Raw genomic sequence first — 14,526 nt, 5'->3', positions numbered from 1 at the left:
GCGTTTTCACCTCCCGACGGGGGCGTGCCCCCGAGCATAGGCGGGCTCGACGACCAGCTGTTTCTGACGATTCGTGAGCCCGCTTGTTGAAAAGACTTGAGCGCTCGAGGATACGGAATGATTGGGTGTGGGAGGAAGCGAGACAATTTCGCGTTGGGCGGCGGGTCGTCTGAAATACGAGTGGTTGTTCATGTACCGTGCAAATACGCTGCGCCTCGGTTCCGAGTTCGGTACCTTATACGTGCCGTGAACTAACGCCTCCGAGAAGATGACAGCATCCCCCGCGTTCAGTGTGACATGCCGCAGCAACGCATTGTTTGCGAGGCTTTGATACGTGTCAGGAACGGGGAAGTTAGCGCGATGCGAACCCGGTATACAGCAAAAGTGGTTCGCAGTTTCCGGGATGTCCGATATCGCGTATTGAACAGCAACGAGGCCGCTATGTATTCGTTGGTTACGGACCCAGTAAAAGATGCCTTCGTCGAACATATCTGCCTGGTGGTGTAACTGGCCACCGCTACTTACGAAGCGCTCGTCAGCGCAGAACATGTGATCCAGCCGGAATCTCGATCGATAGACAACATCGAGAAACGAATAGACCGATTCAATATCGATAAGTGCGCGCCAGTCGTCACCCCAGTCGAAGTTCACATCGTGGAGAGGGCGGGTAATCAGCTTGTCAGACCAGAAATGCTGAAGTCGTTGCAAGTGCGGCCGTGATATCGCGGCGGGAATGATTACAAAGCCGTTGATATCGAACTGATACACGTACTCTTGGCTCATTGTTTTCTCCTCCTTCGACATTTGGTCGATAGCGCGCCCGCAGCCCCGTTCTTCAGAGCGTGTCCGGGGATTCGCATCGGTAGTGCTCGTCGATCGTTACATGAAGAGTAGGGCGTGGGTTTGGAGATATTCCTAATTCTTGTCGGTCTTGAGGCCACAGTGAGCTTCCGGCCGAAAGTGCAGCAACAAAAAACAGAAAAACATGCCGCGCTTTCGTCGAGTTCTGGCTTCGCGTCCCCGACGTTTCCCCGAAATCTTACGTAGTAATACCTAATGTGAATTGCGCGCGCGACGAGAGACGATCGGTATTGGCTATCGTCCGCGCGTTTGCGTCTGCCGCAAAAGCCTTGTCGCACAAGGACTTGGCAAAGGGTCGGCCTATGCGGCCGAACGTTCTGCAACGCGTGTGAGCATGCGCGTTTCGAGGGGTGCGAAGCTTAGTGCAAATCCCAATGATCGCGTTGCAGCAAAGCACCCACAATAACGTTTCCCTATGAGCGATCGAACCAAGAATTCGGCGCTTCGTTCGGGACGCGGGGCACTTTGCGGGCGGCGCCAACCATAGCGTCATCCGCCTGCCTTGCGGTTGTCACAGACGATGGTGCCTGAGGCGCGCACGACGCTTCGCACCGCCAACCAGGAATGTGGCAGGAGACATGGCGAACAACGATTACATTCTCGAAACCCGCGGGCTCACCAAAGAGTTCCGTGGCTTCACCGCCGTGAACGGGGTCGACCTGCGCGTCGCGCGCGGCACCATTCATGCGCTGATCGGGCCGAACGGTGCAGGCAAGACCACCTGCTTCAACCTGCTCACGAAATTCCTCGTGCCCAGTGCAGGCTCCATCACCTTCAACGGCGAAGACATCACCCGTGAAGCGCCTGCGCAAATCGCACGACGCGGCATCATCCGCTCGTTCCAGATCTCTGCCGTGTTCCCGCACCTCACCGTGCTCGAGAACGTGCGCATCGGTCTGCAACGCAATCTCGGCACGGCGTTCCACTTCTGGAGCAGCAGTCGCACGCTGCGTCAGCTCGACGCGCGCGCCATGGAGTTGCTCGCGGAAGTCGGCCTCACCGAATTCGCCCATACGCTCACCGTGGAGTTGCCGTACGGCCGCAAACGCGCGCTCGAAATCGCCACCACACTTGCTATGGAACCCGAACTAATGTTGCTCGACGAGCCCACGCAAGGCATGGGTCACGAAGACGTCGATCGCGTGACGGCCCTCATCAAGAAAGTGTCGGCAGGACGCACGATTCTGATGGTCGAGCACAACATGAACGTGATTGCGGGCATCTCCGACACCATCACCGTGCTTCAGCGCGGCGAGGTGCTCGCCGAGGGGCCGTATCACGAAGTCTCGAAGAATCCGCAAGTGATGGAAGCCTACATGGGCACGGCGGACGGCGAAATGCAGGGAGCCCACGGGTGAGGACGGCTATGTACGGTAACGGCGGCAACAACCAGGGTGGCAAGAACGGCGGCAACGTGCCCGCACTGGAAGTCGAAGGGCTTCAGGCGTGGTACGGCGAGTCGCACATCCTGCACGGCGTGGACCTGACGGTCGGGCGTGGCGAAGTCGTCACGCTGCTCGGCCGCAACGGGGCCGGGCGCACCACGACGCTGCGCGCGATCATGGGGCTGACCGGTCAGCGTCAGGGATCGATTCGCATTGCCGGTGAGGAAACGATTCATCTGCCGACGTATAAGGTCGCGCATCACGGCGTGGGGTATTGCCCTGAAGAGCGCGGCATTTTTGCGAGCTTGTCGTGCGAGGAAAACCTGCTGCTGCCGCCGTATATCGGCATGAGCGGCAACCGTCGCGAAGATGGTGGGCGTGGCATGTCGCTCGACGAGATCTACGACATGTTCCCGAACCTGAAAGAGCGCCGTCACAGTCAGGGCACGCGCCTGTCGGGTGGCGAACAACAGATGCTCGCGGTGGCGCGCATTCTGCGCACGGGCGCGAATCTGTTGTTGCTCGACGAGATTTCCGAAGGCCTCGCGCCGGTGATCGTGCAGACGCTTGCCCGCATGATCACCACGCTCAAAGCGCGTGGCTACACCATCGTGATGGTGGAACAGAATTTCCGTTTTGCGGCTCCGCTGGCCGATCGCTTCTATGTCATGGAGCACGGCAAGATCGTGGAGCGCTTCGGCGCTCCGGAGCTGGAGACGAAGATGCCGGTGCTGCACGAGTTGTTGGGCGTATGAGGTGAGCTACCCGGCGTGCACGCGTGCCGGGCGATGGACCCAGGCGATCAAATCCACGAAGGAGACGAAGATGACGATGCGGATGAAGGCGTTGGCCGTTGCGGCTGCGTTTGGTTTTGCGGCAATGGCCTCGCAGGCCCACGCCGATGGCAACACGGTGAAGATCGGCTTCATTACCGATATGTCGGGTCTGTACACCGACATCGACGGACAGGGCGGCGCAGAAGCCATCAAGATGGCCATCGCCGACTTCGGCGGCAAGGTCCTCGGCAAGCCGGTCGAACTGGTGACGGCCGACCACCAGAACAAGGCGGACGTCGCGGCGTCGAAGGCGCGCGAATGGTTTGACCGTGGTGGCGTCGACATGCTCATCGGCGGGACCAACTCGGGCACTGGCCTGGCGATGAACAAGGTCTCCGCCGAGAAGAAGAAGGTCTACATCAACGTGGGCGCAGGCTCCGATGCACTGACCAACGACCAGTGCCAGCCGTACGGCGTGCACTACGCGTACGACACCGTCGCGCTCGCACGCGGCACGGGCTCGGCTGTGGTGAAGGCGGGCGGCAAGTCGTGGTTCTTCCTGACTGCCGACTATGCGTTCGGCCATGCGCTGGAAAAGTCCACGTCCGACGTGGTCAAGGCCAACGGCGGCACGGTGGTGGGGCAGGTGCGTCATCCGCTGTCCGCTTCGGACTTCTCGTCGTACCTGCTGCAAGCACAGTCGTCCAAGGCGCAGGTGCTGGGCCTGGCGAACGCCGGTGGCGACACGATCAACGCGATCAAGGCAGCGAAGGAATTCGGTATCAAGGGCAAGATGCAGATCGCCGGTCTGCTCGTGTTCATCAACGACATTCACTCGCTCGGTCTGGATAACACCGAGGGCATGTACCTGACCGACAGCTGGTACTGGGACAGGGATGCCAAGTCGCGCGAATTCGCCAAGCGCTACTTCGGCAAGATGAAGAAGATGCCGTCGAGCCTGCAAGCGGGCGACTACTCGGCCACGATGACGTACCTCAAGGCCGTGCAGGCCGCCGGTACGACGGATGCCGACAAGGTCATGGAGCAGCTGCACAAGATCAAGATCGACGACATGTTCAGCAAGGGCTACATCCGTCGCGACGGCACGATGGTCCACGACATGTACCTGATGCAGGTGAAGTCGAAGAAGGAATCGAAAGAGCCGTGGGACTACTACAAGGTGGTCGCAACGATCCCCGGCGAGAAGGCCTTCACGACCGAAGCCGAATCGACCTGCAAGCTGAAGTAAGCGCAGCACTTCTTTAGTAAGCGATGCACGGATAGCGACGGGACGCGTGTCCCGTCGCGACCTTTCTCCAAGGTTTCTCCCAGAGAATCGATTTCGATGGAATTTCTAGGCATCCCCCTGCCGGCGCTGTTGAGCCAACTGCTGCTGGGACTGGTGAACGGCTCGTTCTACGCCATGCTGAGCCTCGGCCTGGCAGTGATTTTCGGTCTGCTCAACGTGATCAACTTCGCGCACGGCGCGTTGTTCATGCTGGGTGCCATGCTCGCCTGGATGGGCGGCAACTATCTCGGCCTCAATTACTGGGTCATGCTGATCCTCGCCCCCGTCGTGGTGGGCATCATCGGCATCGTGATCGAGCGCACCATGCTGCGCTGGATCTACAAGCTCGATCACCTCTACGGACTGCTGCTGACATTCGGCATCACGCTTGTTCTCGAAGGCGTGTTCCGCTCGATCTACGGCGTGTCCGGTCAGCCGTTCGACGCGCCCGACGCGCTGTCAGGTGCGACCAACCTCGGCTTCATGTTCATGCCGAACTATCGCGCGTGGGTGGTGGTGGCGTCGCTCGTCGTCTGCTTCGCGACGTGGTTCGTCATCGAGAAGACGAAGATCGGCGCGTATCTGCGGGCTGGCACGGAGAACCCGAAGCTCGTGGAAGCGTTCGGCGTGAACGTGCCGCTCATGATCACGCTGACGTACGGCTTCGGCGTGGCGCTGGCGGCATTCGCCGGTGTGCTCGCTGCGCCCGTGATTCAGATCTCGCCGCTCATGGGGCAGTCGATGATCATCACCGTGTTCGCGGTGGTCGTGATCGGCGGCATGGGCTCCATCATGGGCTCGATCGTCACCGGGCTGATGCTCGGCGTGATCGAAGGCTTCACCAAGGTGTTCTACCCGGAAGCCTCGGCGACCGTGGTGTTCTTCATCATGGTGATCGTGTTGCTGCTGCGCCCTGCCGGGCTGTTCGGCAAACAAAAGTAAGGGACGAAACCATGCAACAACAGATGCAACAACGCGTGCTGTATTCCCTGCTGCTGTTGGCGCTGATCGTCGCGCCGTTTGTCGGCGCGTATCCGGTCTTCGTCATGAAGGTGCTGTGTTTCGCACTGTTTGCCGCTGCCTTCAATCTGCTGCTCGGCTTCACGGGCCTGCTGTCGTTCGGTCACGCCGCGTTCTTCGGTAGCGCCGGCTATGTGGCGGGCTATGCGATCCGTAATCTCGGCTTTACGCCGGAGGTCGGCATTCTCGCGGGCGTGATTGCGGGGGCGGTGCTCGGACTGGTCATCGGCTTGCTGGCGATCCGGCGTCAGGGCATCTACTTCGCGATGATCACGCTGGCGCTCGCGCAGATGCTGTACTTCTTCTGTGTGCAAGCGCCGTTCACCGGCGGGGAAGACGGCCTGCAAGGCGTGCCGCGCGGTTCGCTCCTGGGGCTTCTGCCGCTCGACTCGGATCTCACGCTGTACTACGTCGTGCTTGCGATCTGCGCGCTGGGCTTCCTGCTGATCATGCGCATCGTGCACTCGCCGTTCGGCCAGGTGCTCAAGGCGATCAAGGAGAACGAGCCGCGCGCGATCTCGCTGGGGTACGACGTCGACCGCTTCAAGCTGCTGGCGTTCGTGCTGTCGGCCACGCTCGCTGCGCTCGCCGGTTCGACCAAGACGGTGGTGCTGGGCTTCGAGACGCTCACCGACGTTCACTGGACGATGTCGGGCATGGTAATTCTGATGACGCTCGTGGGCGGCCTCGGCACGATGCTCGGGCCGGTGGTGGGCGCGGTGGTCATCATCGTGCTCGAAAACAAGCTGGGCGATATCGGCAACTGGCTCGCGACGGCGACCGGCGTGACGTGGTTCCAGACGCTCGGCGAATCCGTGACCATCGTGATCGGTGCGATCTTCATCATCTGCGTGCTGGCGTTCCGACGCGGTCTCGTGGGCGAGTTCATTGCGCGCAGCCGGTTCTTCCGATCGATGTCGCAGGCGTCGTAAGTGAGCAATCGGTGAGCAATCGGTGGGCGATTCATGGACGCCCGGATGTCGACGGATGCACCTGTGTGGCGCGTCCGCTCGTCACTCTGGCGCACGAATGTCAGAAAAAACCTAATTCGTAGGGGTAAATGCTGACTTGTGGTGCATTGGGTGCTCCTTTATTCTCTCCCTCAGTTCGCGTCACAGCAGGATATAGGGGCGAGGAACGAGGAGACAACAAGCGCGATAACGCGCACCGCCAAAAAAGAAAGCGCTGTCGGAGAAGACTCCGACAGCGCTTTTTATATTGTGCTTCACCTTCCGCACAGCGCTGCATTGCGCTGTGCCAGGCCTTCGTCAGCCATGCCATATTCAGCGGTCATGACGCTTTCTCGTGCGGCACTCGCGCATCGTATTCTTTCTTTTATCAATATCTCCGCATTCCATTCGCAAATCGGGACGTCTTTACGCCACATTGCGAGAATTGCACCGGTTTTTGCCGCAATAAGTACGCGCAATGCGGAATAAAGACGCTATGCTCGGCGTTTTCGTCTGGCTGGCATCGTTGCACGGAGCGACTGAGATGTTGTGTATGGGGAAGGTATGTTGACGAGTTGGGCGCTGACCGATTTGCTGATGCTCGCCGGCGGGGCGTTTCTCGCCGGGCTGGTCGACGCCGTGGTCGGTGGCGGTGGCCTGATCGCCGTGCCGACGCTCTTCGCGGTCTTCCCCAATGCCGCACCGCCCCTGCTATTCGGCACCAACAAGATGGCCGGCATCTGGGGCACGGCCTCGGCGGCAATGCGTTACTCGCGCGGTATTCAGTTGCGCTGGGCCCTCGTGCTGCCCGCCACCGTCGCGGCGTTCGTCTTCTCATTCTGCGGTGCTTACGCCGTCACCCATGTTCCGGGCGACCTCCTGCGCAAGTTGCTGCCGTTCGTGCTGGTCGCGGTGGCTGTCTACACGCTGCGCAAGAAGGATTTCGGGACGGTCCACGCCCCCGTGAAGGGTGGGGCGGGGGTGACGCTCATGGCGGTCGCCGTGGGCCGCGCCATCGGCTTCTACGACGGTTTCTTCGGCCCCGGTACGGGCAGCTTTCTGGTGTTTCTGTTTGTGCGGCTGTTCGGGCAGGACTTCGTGAACGCGTCGGCGTCCTCGAAGATCGTGAACGTCGCGACGAATCTAGCCGCGCTGCTGCTGTTCGGCATGAGCGGGCATGTACTGTGGCTGGTCGGCGCGGGCATGGCGATCATGAACGTGGTGGGCAGTCTGGTGGGCAGCCGTCTCGCGCTCAAGCACGGCGTGGGTTTCGTGCGGCGTATGTTTCTGGGCGTGCTTGCGGTGCTGATCGTGAAAACGGGCTACGACGCGTTTTTGCGTGGCTAGTGGCAAAACCGCTGCGGCAGATGCCACAGGTGGGGAAACCGCACTTTACGAACTGGCATCCGTGCCCGTAAGATGGGCGACAATTTACCGACTGCGCGGTCGGTTAATGTCAAAAAAATGCGTCAAAAATCGAATTCGAAATTTTTGTGAGGAGACCCAAATGAAACTGAAGTTGCTGTGCATGGCATCGGCCATGATGCTCGTGGCGGGCGTGGCGAACGCTCAGGTGAAGATTGGCGTGTCGCTGTCGGCGACCGGTCCGGCCGCTTCGCTGGGCATTCCGGAGAAGAACACGATCGCCCTGATGCCCAAGACGATTGCTGGCCAGACGGTGCAGTACATCGTGCTCGACGATGCGACCGACACCACGACCGCCGTCAAGAACATGCGCAAGCTGATCAGCGAAGATCACGTCGACGCCGTGCTCGGCTCGACCGTCACGCCGAACTCGCTGGCCATGGTCGACGTCGCTGCCGAAACGCAGACCCCGGTGATCTCGATGGCCGCAGGCGCTGCCATCGTCGAGCCGGTCGATGCCAAGCGCACGTGGGCCTTCAAGACGCCGCAGAACGACATTCTGATGGCCACCGCTATCGCCAAGCACATGGCCGACAACGGTGTGAAGACCGCGGCGTTCATCGGCTTTGCCGATGCTTACGGCGAAGGTTGGTACAAGGAATTCCAGAAGGCTGCCGATCTGAACAAGATCAAGGTTGTGGCGAACGAGCGCTTCAACCGTGCCGACACGTCGGTGACCGGTCAGGCCCTCAAGGTCATGGGCGCGAACCCGGATGCCGTGCTGATCGCCGGTTCGGGCACGCCCGCAGCACTGCCGCAGCGCACGCTCAAGGAGCGCGGCTACAAGGGCAAGCTGTATCAGACGCACGGCGTGGCGAACAACGACTTCCTGCGCGTTTGCGGTAAGGACTGCGAAGGCACGTATCTGCCCGCCGGCCCGCTGCTCGTCGTTGAGCAACTGCCGAACGACAACCCGGTGAAGAAGTCGGCGGCCGCGTACAAGGCCGCTTATGAAAAGGCCTATGGCGCCGGTTCGATCTCGACCTTCGGCGGTCACGCCTGGGACGGCGGCCTGCTGCTGCAAACCACGATTCCGGTGGCGCTGAAGAAGGCCAAGCCGGGCACGCCGGAGTTCCGCGCCGCGCTGCGCGAGGCGCTGGAGAACGTGAAGGACATGCCGGGTACGGCAGGTATCTTCAACATGAGCAAGAACGACCACAACGGTCTCGATCAGCGCTCGCGCGTGATGGTGCAAATCGTCGACGGCAAGTGGAAATTGGCGAACTGATGCGCGTCGGGGCTGCCTATAGCATGCAGGCATGCCCCGCTGTTTCATCGGAAACATCTGCGGTAAAGACGTCCGGTTCGACCAGCCGGGCCTAAGGAACGGGCGTTCGCGCCCGTTTTTTTTGAGCGTGGTAGTTTCGCGCATCGCAAAGAGACGGCAGGACATGCATTTGCGAGCGGCACATGAGAGGCCGCATTGTCTCAACCTGATCGCCGCAGCCGGGGGGCTGAACGGCCGATCCTTTCGAGCGTAAATCCATGACGGGTGAATTCGAACACCGCAACCTATCCCTGTTGTTGCTGCAATCGCGTGAAGCGGTGATGGGCCTGTTCCGGCCGTTACTCAATTGCTACGACATTACGGAACAACAATGGCGTGTCATACGCGCCGTCAACGATAGCGAATCCGGGGAGATGGAGATCGGCCAGGTGGCGCGCGAGTGCTGCATTCTCAGCCCGAGCCTGTCGGGCATGCTCGAACGCATGGAGGCGTCGGGTCTGATCATGCGTCGGCGCGTGGCGGCGGACCAGCGTCGCGTGATGGTGTCGCTGACGCCGTCGAGCCGGGCGCTGTGCAAGAAGCTCGGCCCGCTGGTCGAGGAGCGCTACCGCTATCTGGAAGACAAAGTGGGGCGCGACACGCTCGCCGAGATCTACCGGCTGATGGATGTGGTGCGCGAAGCGCTGCCGCCGGAGGTGCTGGCCGACGCGCCGTCGTTGCCGACCAAGCCCCGTCGTCGTCGAAAAACGGGTTGAGATGTCGTCATCTCAGTAGTCACCCGGGTTTTACCAATGCATAACGGTTTATACAATTCATAATTCGCTGCGCTGCGACACGGGGATCGTGCGGGGTGCGCCGAAGTTGAAGGGGAACGGGGTGGCAGCGCGCTGCGCCGTGCATCACACCGGCTGTCTCGCCAGCCGGTTCAAGAAGTACTCAAACGAAGTGAGAGGAGCATGGATCTTTCGATTGCAGCCATCCTGGCGCAGGACGGCATCACCACGGGTGCGATTTATGCCTTGCTGGCATTGGCGCTCGTGTTGGTGTTCTCCGTCACCCGCGTCATCTTCATTCCGCAGGGCGAGTTCGTGTCGTATGGCGCGCTCACGCTGGCGGCACTCCAGACCCAGAAGTTTCCGCTGACGAGCTGGCTGCTCGTGGCGATGGGCATTTGCACGTTCATCGTGGAGACGGCAAGTGTCTTGCGTCACAGTGAGCGGCGCAAGCTGGCGGGCCGTCTGGTGCCGGTGTTCGCGGGTAAATATCTCGTGTTTCCGATTGCCGTGTTCTTCGTGGTCAAGGCGATCTCGCCGATGACCTTGCCGATGCTCGTGCAGATCGCCGTCACGCTGTTGCTGGTCGTGCCGATGGGGCCGATGCTCTATCGCCTGGCCTATCAGCCGCTGGCGGAGGCGAGCACGCTGTTGCTGTTGATCGTCTCGGTCGGCGTGCACTTTGCGCTCACGGGCCTGGGACTGGTGATGTTCGGCGCGGAGGGTTCGCGCACGCAGCCATTCTCGGACGCGAGCTTCAACATTGGCTCGGTGATGGTGTCCGGACAGAGTCTGTGGGTGGTGGGCGTGTCGGTCGTGATGATTCTGGCGCTGTACTTCTACTTCGACCGTTCGCTCTCGGGCAAGGCGTTGCGTGCGACGGCCGTGAACCGGCTGGGCGCGCGTCTCGTGGGCATCGGCACGGTGCAGGCCGGGCGTCTGGCGTTCACGCTGGCGGCGGTGCTGGGCGTGCTGTGCGGCATTCTGATCGCGCCGATCACGACCATCTATTACGAATCGGGCTTCCTGATCGGCCTGAAGGGCTTCGTGGGCGCGATCATCGGCGGTCTGGTGAGTTACCCGGTCGCGGCGCTCGGCGCCATTCTCGTAGGCCTGCTGGAGTCGTATTCGTCGTTCTGGGCGAGTGCGTACAAGGAGGTCATCGTCTTCACGCTGATCCTTCCGGTGCTGCTGTGGCTGTCGCTCACGAGCAAGCACGTGGAAGAAGACGAGGAATAAGCCGGGGCGGACCACAGAATGAAAAACAAATACTTCCTGATTTTCCTGGTGCTGCTGGCGGTGTTGCCGGTACTGCCAGCGCCGGTGCGTTTGCCTGAATACTGGGTGACGCTGCTTAACTACATCGGCTTGTACAGCATTGTCGCCATCGGTCTCGAGTTGCTCACGGGCGTGGCGGGCATGACCTCGTTCGGACAGGCGGCGTTCGTCGGTCTGGGCGCCTATGCGACGGCGTATCTGACGACGGCTTACGGCGCTTCGCCGTGGCTCGGTCTGATCGTCGGCGTGGCGATTACGGCGGGTGCGGCCCTGATCATCGGCGCGATCACGATGCGTCTGTCGGGCCACTTCCTGCCGCTGGGCACGATCGCGTGGGGTCTGGCGCTGTATTACCTGTTCGGCAACCTGGAGTTCCTGGGCAAATACGACGGCTTGAACGACATTCCGACGATCAACCTGTTCGGCCTGGAGCTGGCGAGCGGGCGTCAGATGTACTACCTGATCTGGATCGTGGTGGTGCTGGCGGTGGTGTCGATCAAGAACCTGCTGGATTCGCGTCCGGGTCGTGCGATTCGCGCGCTCAAGGGCGGCGGCGTGATGGCCGAAGCGATGGGCGTGAACACCGCGTGGATGAAGGTGGTCGTGTTCGTCTACGCAGCGGTGCTCGCGGCGATTTCGGGCTGGCTGTACGCGCACTTGCAGCGTGCCGTGAACCCGACGCCGTTCAACCTGAACCACGGCATCGAGTATCTGTTCATGGCGGTGGTCGGCGGCGTGTCCCACGTGTGGGGGGCGGTGCTGGGTGCGGCGATCCTGACGGTGCTCAAGGACTACCTGCAGAACATTCTGCCGGTGCTGCTGGGCGCGAACGGCAACTTCGAGACGATCGTCTTCGGCATCTTGCTGGTGCTGCTGCTGCAATATGCGCGCGATGGCGTGTGGCCGTTCTTCGGCAAGATCTTCCCGGCGCGACGTGCCGCGAAGGCACCTGAGCAGGCTGAGCCATTGGGCCATCGTCCCAAGCCCGCGGTGGGCGAGGTGGTGCTCAAGCTTGAAAAGGCGCGCAAGGAGTTCGGCGGACTGGTGGCAGTGAACGACGTGTCGTTCGAAGTGAAGGCGGGCGAGATCGTCGGCCTGATCGGTCCGAACGGTGCGGGCAAGTCGACGACGTTCAACCTGGTGACTGGCGTGTTGCAGGCGACGCGTGGCGAGATTTCGTTCCTCGGCGAGCGCATCGACCGTCTGCCGTCGCGTGAGATCGTCAAGCGCGGGATCGGCCGGACTTTCCAGCACGTGCGTCTGATGCCGCATATGAGTGTGCTTGAGAACGTCGCTATCGGCGCGTATCTGCGCGACAAGAACGGTCTGCGCCGTCGTCCGCAGGGGGGCGTGTGGTCGAGCGTGTTGCGTCTGGATCGTCACGAAGAGGCGATGCTGCTGAACGAAGCCAAGCAGCAGATCGAGCGTGTGGGTCTTGGGGCGCACATGTATGACGAAGCGGGCAGTCTGGCGCTGGGTCAGCAACGTATTCTGGAAATCGCGCGTGCATTGGCGTGCGACCCGACGCTGCTGTTGCTCGACGAACCGGCTGCAGGTCTGCGTTACAAGGAAAAGCAGGCACTGGGCGATTTGCTCAAGAAGCTCAAGGACGAGGGCATGAGCGTGTTGCTGGTCGAGCACGACATGGACTTCGTGATGAATCTGACGGATCACCTGGTGGTGATGGAGTTCGGCACCAAGATCGCTGAGGGCCTGCCGGAAGACGTGCAGAAGAACCCGGCGGTGCTCGAAGCGTACCTTGGAGGAGTGGAGTGATGGCCGACGCAATTCTGGAGGTCAAGGACCTCGCCGTCGCATACGGCAAAGTCGAAGCGGTGCATGGTGCGCATCTGCGGGTCGGAGCGGGGCAGATCGTCACTGTGATCGGTCCGAACGGTGCGGGCAAGTCGTCGATGCTCAACGCGATCATGGGCGCGCTGCCGCACAACGGGTCGAGCAAGGGGAGCGTCGCTTATCTCGGTCAGGAGATGTCGGCGCTGACGATCGAGGCTCGTGTGTCGCGCGGCATGTGTCTGGTCCCGGAGAAGCGTGAGCTGTTCTCGACGATGACCGTTGAGGACAATTTGCTGCTCGGCGCTTATCGTCGCAAGAAGGCAGGGGAGAAGAACTTCCTCGATCAGATGGAAGTCGTCTATGAGCTTTTCCCGCGCCTGAAGGAGCGTCGTGTGCAGCAGGCGGGGACGCTCTCGGGCGGGGAGCGTCAGATGCTTGCGGTGGGCCGTGCGTTGATGGCGAAGCCGCAGCTGCTGATGCTGGATGAGCCCAGCCTGGGTTTGGCACCGCTGATCGTGAAGGAAATCTTCCACATCATCAACGACTTGCGTAAGACAGGCGTTGCCACGCTTCTGATCGAGCAGAACGCCCGCGCGGCGTTGCAGGTGGCCGATTATGCCTACGTGATCGAGACGGGCGAGCTGGCGCTCGAAGGACCGGCGCAGGAGCTGGCCACCAATCCCAAGGTCATTGAGACGTATCTGGGGCTGGCTAAGAAGGCTGCCTGACGGCCTCCGGCTGTCGGTATGTAGTTCGAGACGTAGGTTGAGAAGGCCCGCCGGTTTTGGCGGGCCTTTTTCGTTTCGGATGCAGGCGGTGGGGCGCTCGCTTTAGCCACTCATGCAATCCGAACGATCGTTCGATAGAACTATCCGTCCCTAATTCTTTGGGCCGACGCCGAGGCTTCGCGTGAAAGTATGCTAGCTCACTTATTCACAGTTGCTTGTGGATATGTGTGGGTAACTCAAATCTATGGCGCACCGCCGCAATAAGGGGTTGCGAGATTTTCTCGAAATTCTTGTGGAATTCGTTGTTGAGGTTATCCACAGAAAAGCAAATTCACTCGGCGGATATTTATGTTCTGCTTACGGATGTGGATAACGTAAGTGGATGCGCGCTGCCGAGATGGCGACGGTGGCTGCTTTCAGGTTTTCCCTCGCTGTTTTCGGGTTTTGGTTTCACGTGGAACTGGGGCGGGTTTTGGGTTGCCTTTTCTTAACGCCACATCCCGTCATCACGGTGTCGTTCTCCCTCGATCCCCACCCCTCATTTTTCCGAAACCTAGTTCGCGATTCGACCTCGTTCGGCTAAATGTGGCGAAGTGGGGTGAGACGAGGAGTTGATTCCGCACAAGCGGAATGCATGGCTCTGAGTTGAACCTTGATGTCCTGCACGCCTCCGTTAGACGAACCACCCGGTGCTATGGCCGTGTCGCCCTCGCGAGCATCCGGGCAGTGGGGATCGGAGGCACTCGGCTGTGCTCCAATGAAAGTCGCTTCGCCAGAGTGCCCCCGATCCTCACCACTCATATGCCCGATTATCAGGGCGGTAACGGTGCAGGGCGCTCGTCGAGCGCAGATGGGGAAGATCCACGCATTCGGCGTGTCCGTTCAAAACATGAAATAGGCCGGAGTTATCCGAAGACCTGAGTGAGGCCTCCGGGGAGGAAAGGTCTAGCCGCAGGTTATGCGATTCCAGTCCCGACGTTTCACGTGAAACATCCTCGCGAACTTATCCCACAGCCGGTC

At 60.8% G+C, this 14,526-nt stretch carries 12 protein-coding genes; 11 read left to right on the top strand and 1 reads right to left on the bottom strand.

The window, feature by feature from the left end:
* Positions 1-6 precede the first annotated feature (6 nt).
* Positions 7-783, bottom strand: a complete 777-nt coding sequence (locus MB84_RS24550) for a phytanoyl-CoA dioxygenase family protein (protein WP_046293227.1) — start codon at positions 781-783, stop codon at positions 7-9.
* Positions 784-1,439: 656 nt separating this feature from the next.
* On the opposite strand from MB84_RS24550, the gene MB84_RS24545 reads away from it, so the two are divergent.
* The 11 genes from MB84_RS24545 (at position 1,440) to MB84_RS24495 (ending at position 13,506) form a co-directional block, all read left to right on the top strand.
* Positions 1,440-2,219 (top strand): ABC transporter ATP-binding protein, encoded by a 780-nt coding sequence (locus tag MB84_RS24545; protein ID WP_046290222.1) that lies wholly within the window; start codon positions 1,440-1,442, stop codon positions 2,217-2,219.
* A gap of 8 nt (positions 2,220-2,227) precedes the next feature.
* The gene (locus tag MB84_RS24540) at positions 2,228-3,001 is read left to right on the top strand and encodes an ABC transporter ATP-binding protein (protein ID WP_039394148.1); all 774 of its coding nucleotides are present in this window, start codon (positions 2,228-2,230) and stop codon (positions 2,999-3,001) included.
* A gap of 76 nt (positions 3,002-3,077) precedes the next feature.
* A complete protein-coding gene (locus MB84_RS24535) occupies positions 3,078-4,271 on the top strand; it encodes an ABC transporter substrate-binding protein (RefSeq protein ID WP_046293226.1) in 1,194 nt (397 codons plus the stop codon).
* Positions 4,272-4,367: 96 nt separating this feature from the next.
* Positions 4,368-5,252: a branched-chain amino acid ABC transporter permease gene (locus MB84_RS24530; protein WP_046290221.1), complete on the top strand. Its 885-nt coding sequence runs from the start codon at positions 4,368-4,370 to the stop codon at positions 5,250-5,252.
* 11 nt (positions 5,253-5,263) lie between these two features.
* Positions 5,264-6,262 carry a branched-chain amino acid ABC transporter permease gene (locus MB84_RS24525; RefSeq protein WP_046290220.1) on the top strand — a complete coding sequence of 333 codons (999 nt, stop codon included), beginning with the start codon at positions 5,264-5,266 and terminating at the stop codon, positions 6,260-6,262.
* A gap of 582 nt (positions 6,263-6,844) precedes the next feature.
* Complete coding sequence (locus tag MB84_RS24520; RefSeq protein WP_046290219.1) at positions 6,845-7,627, top strand: sulfite exporter TauE/SafE family protein; 783 nt, start codon at positions 6,845-6,847, stop codon at positions 7,625-7,627.
* 160 nt (positions 7,628-7,787) lie between these two features.
* A complete protein-coding gene (locus MB84_RS24515) occupies positions 7,788-8,933 on the top strand; it encodes an ABC transporter substrate-binding protein (RefSeq protein WP_039394141.1) in 1,146 nt (381 codons plus the stop codon).
* A gap of 257 nt (positions 8,934-9,190) precedes the next feature.
* Positions 9,191-9,688, top strand: coding sequence for a homoprotocatechuate degradation operon regulator HpaR (gene hpaR / locus MB84_RS24510; RefSeq protein WP_039394138.1), 498 nt, complete (start codon positions 9,191-9,193; stop codon positions 9,686-9,688).
* Positions 9,689-9,889: 201 nt separating this feature from the next.
* Positions 9,890-10,945 (top strand): branched-chain amino acid ABC transporter permease, encoded by a 1,056-nt coding sequence (locus MB84_RS24505; RefSeq protein WP_039394135.1) that lies wholly within the window; start codon positions 9,890-9,892, stop codon positions 10,943-10,945.
* An 18-nt stretch (positions 10,946-10,963) separates the two neighbouring features.
* Positions 10,964-12,760: a branched-chain amino acid ABC transporter ATP-binding protein/permease gene (locus MB84_RS24500; protein WP_052652778.1), complete on the top strand. Its 1,797-nt coding sequence runs from the start codon at positions 10,964-10,966 to the stop codon at positions 12,758-12,760.
* Positions 12,760-13,506, top strand: a complete 747-nt coding sequence (locus tag MB84_RS24495; RefSeq protein ID WP_046290218.1) for an ABC transporter ATP-binding protein — start codon at positions 12,760-12,762, stop codon at positions 13,504-13,506. The genes MB84_RS24500 and MB84_RS24495 overlap by 1 nt, the downstream gene beginning before the upstream one ends.
* Positions 13,507-14,526 lie beyond the last annotated feature (1,020 nt).

Source organism: Pandoraea oxalativorans (assembly GCF_000972785.3).
Taxonomy (GTDB): Bacteria; Pseudomonadota; Gammaproteobacteria; order Burkholderiales; family Burkholderiaceae; genus Pandoraea; species Pandoraea oxalativorans.
The sequence above is the reverse complement of the archived record's forward strand: the minus strand, read 5'-3'. Positions and strand labels throughout refer to the sequence as shown.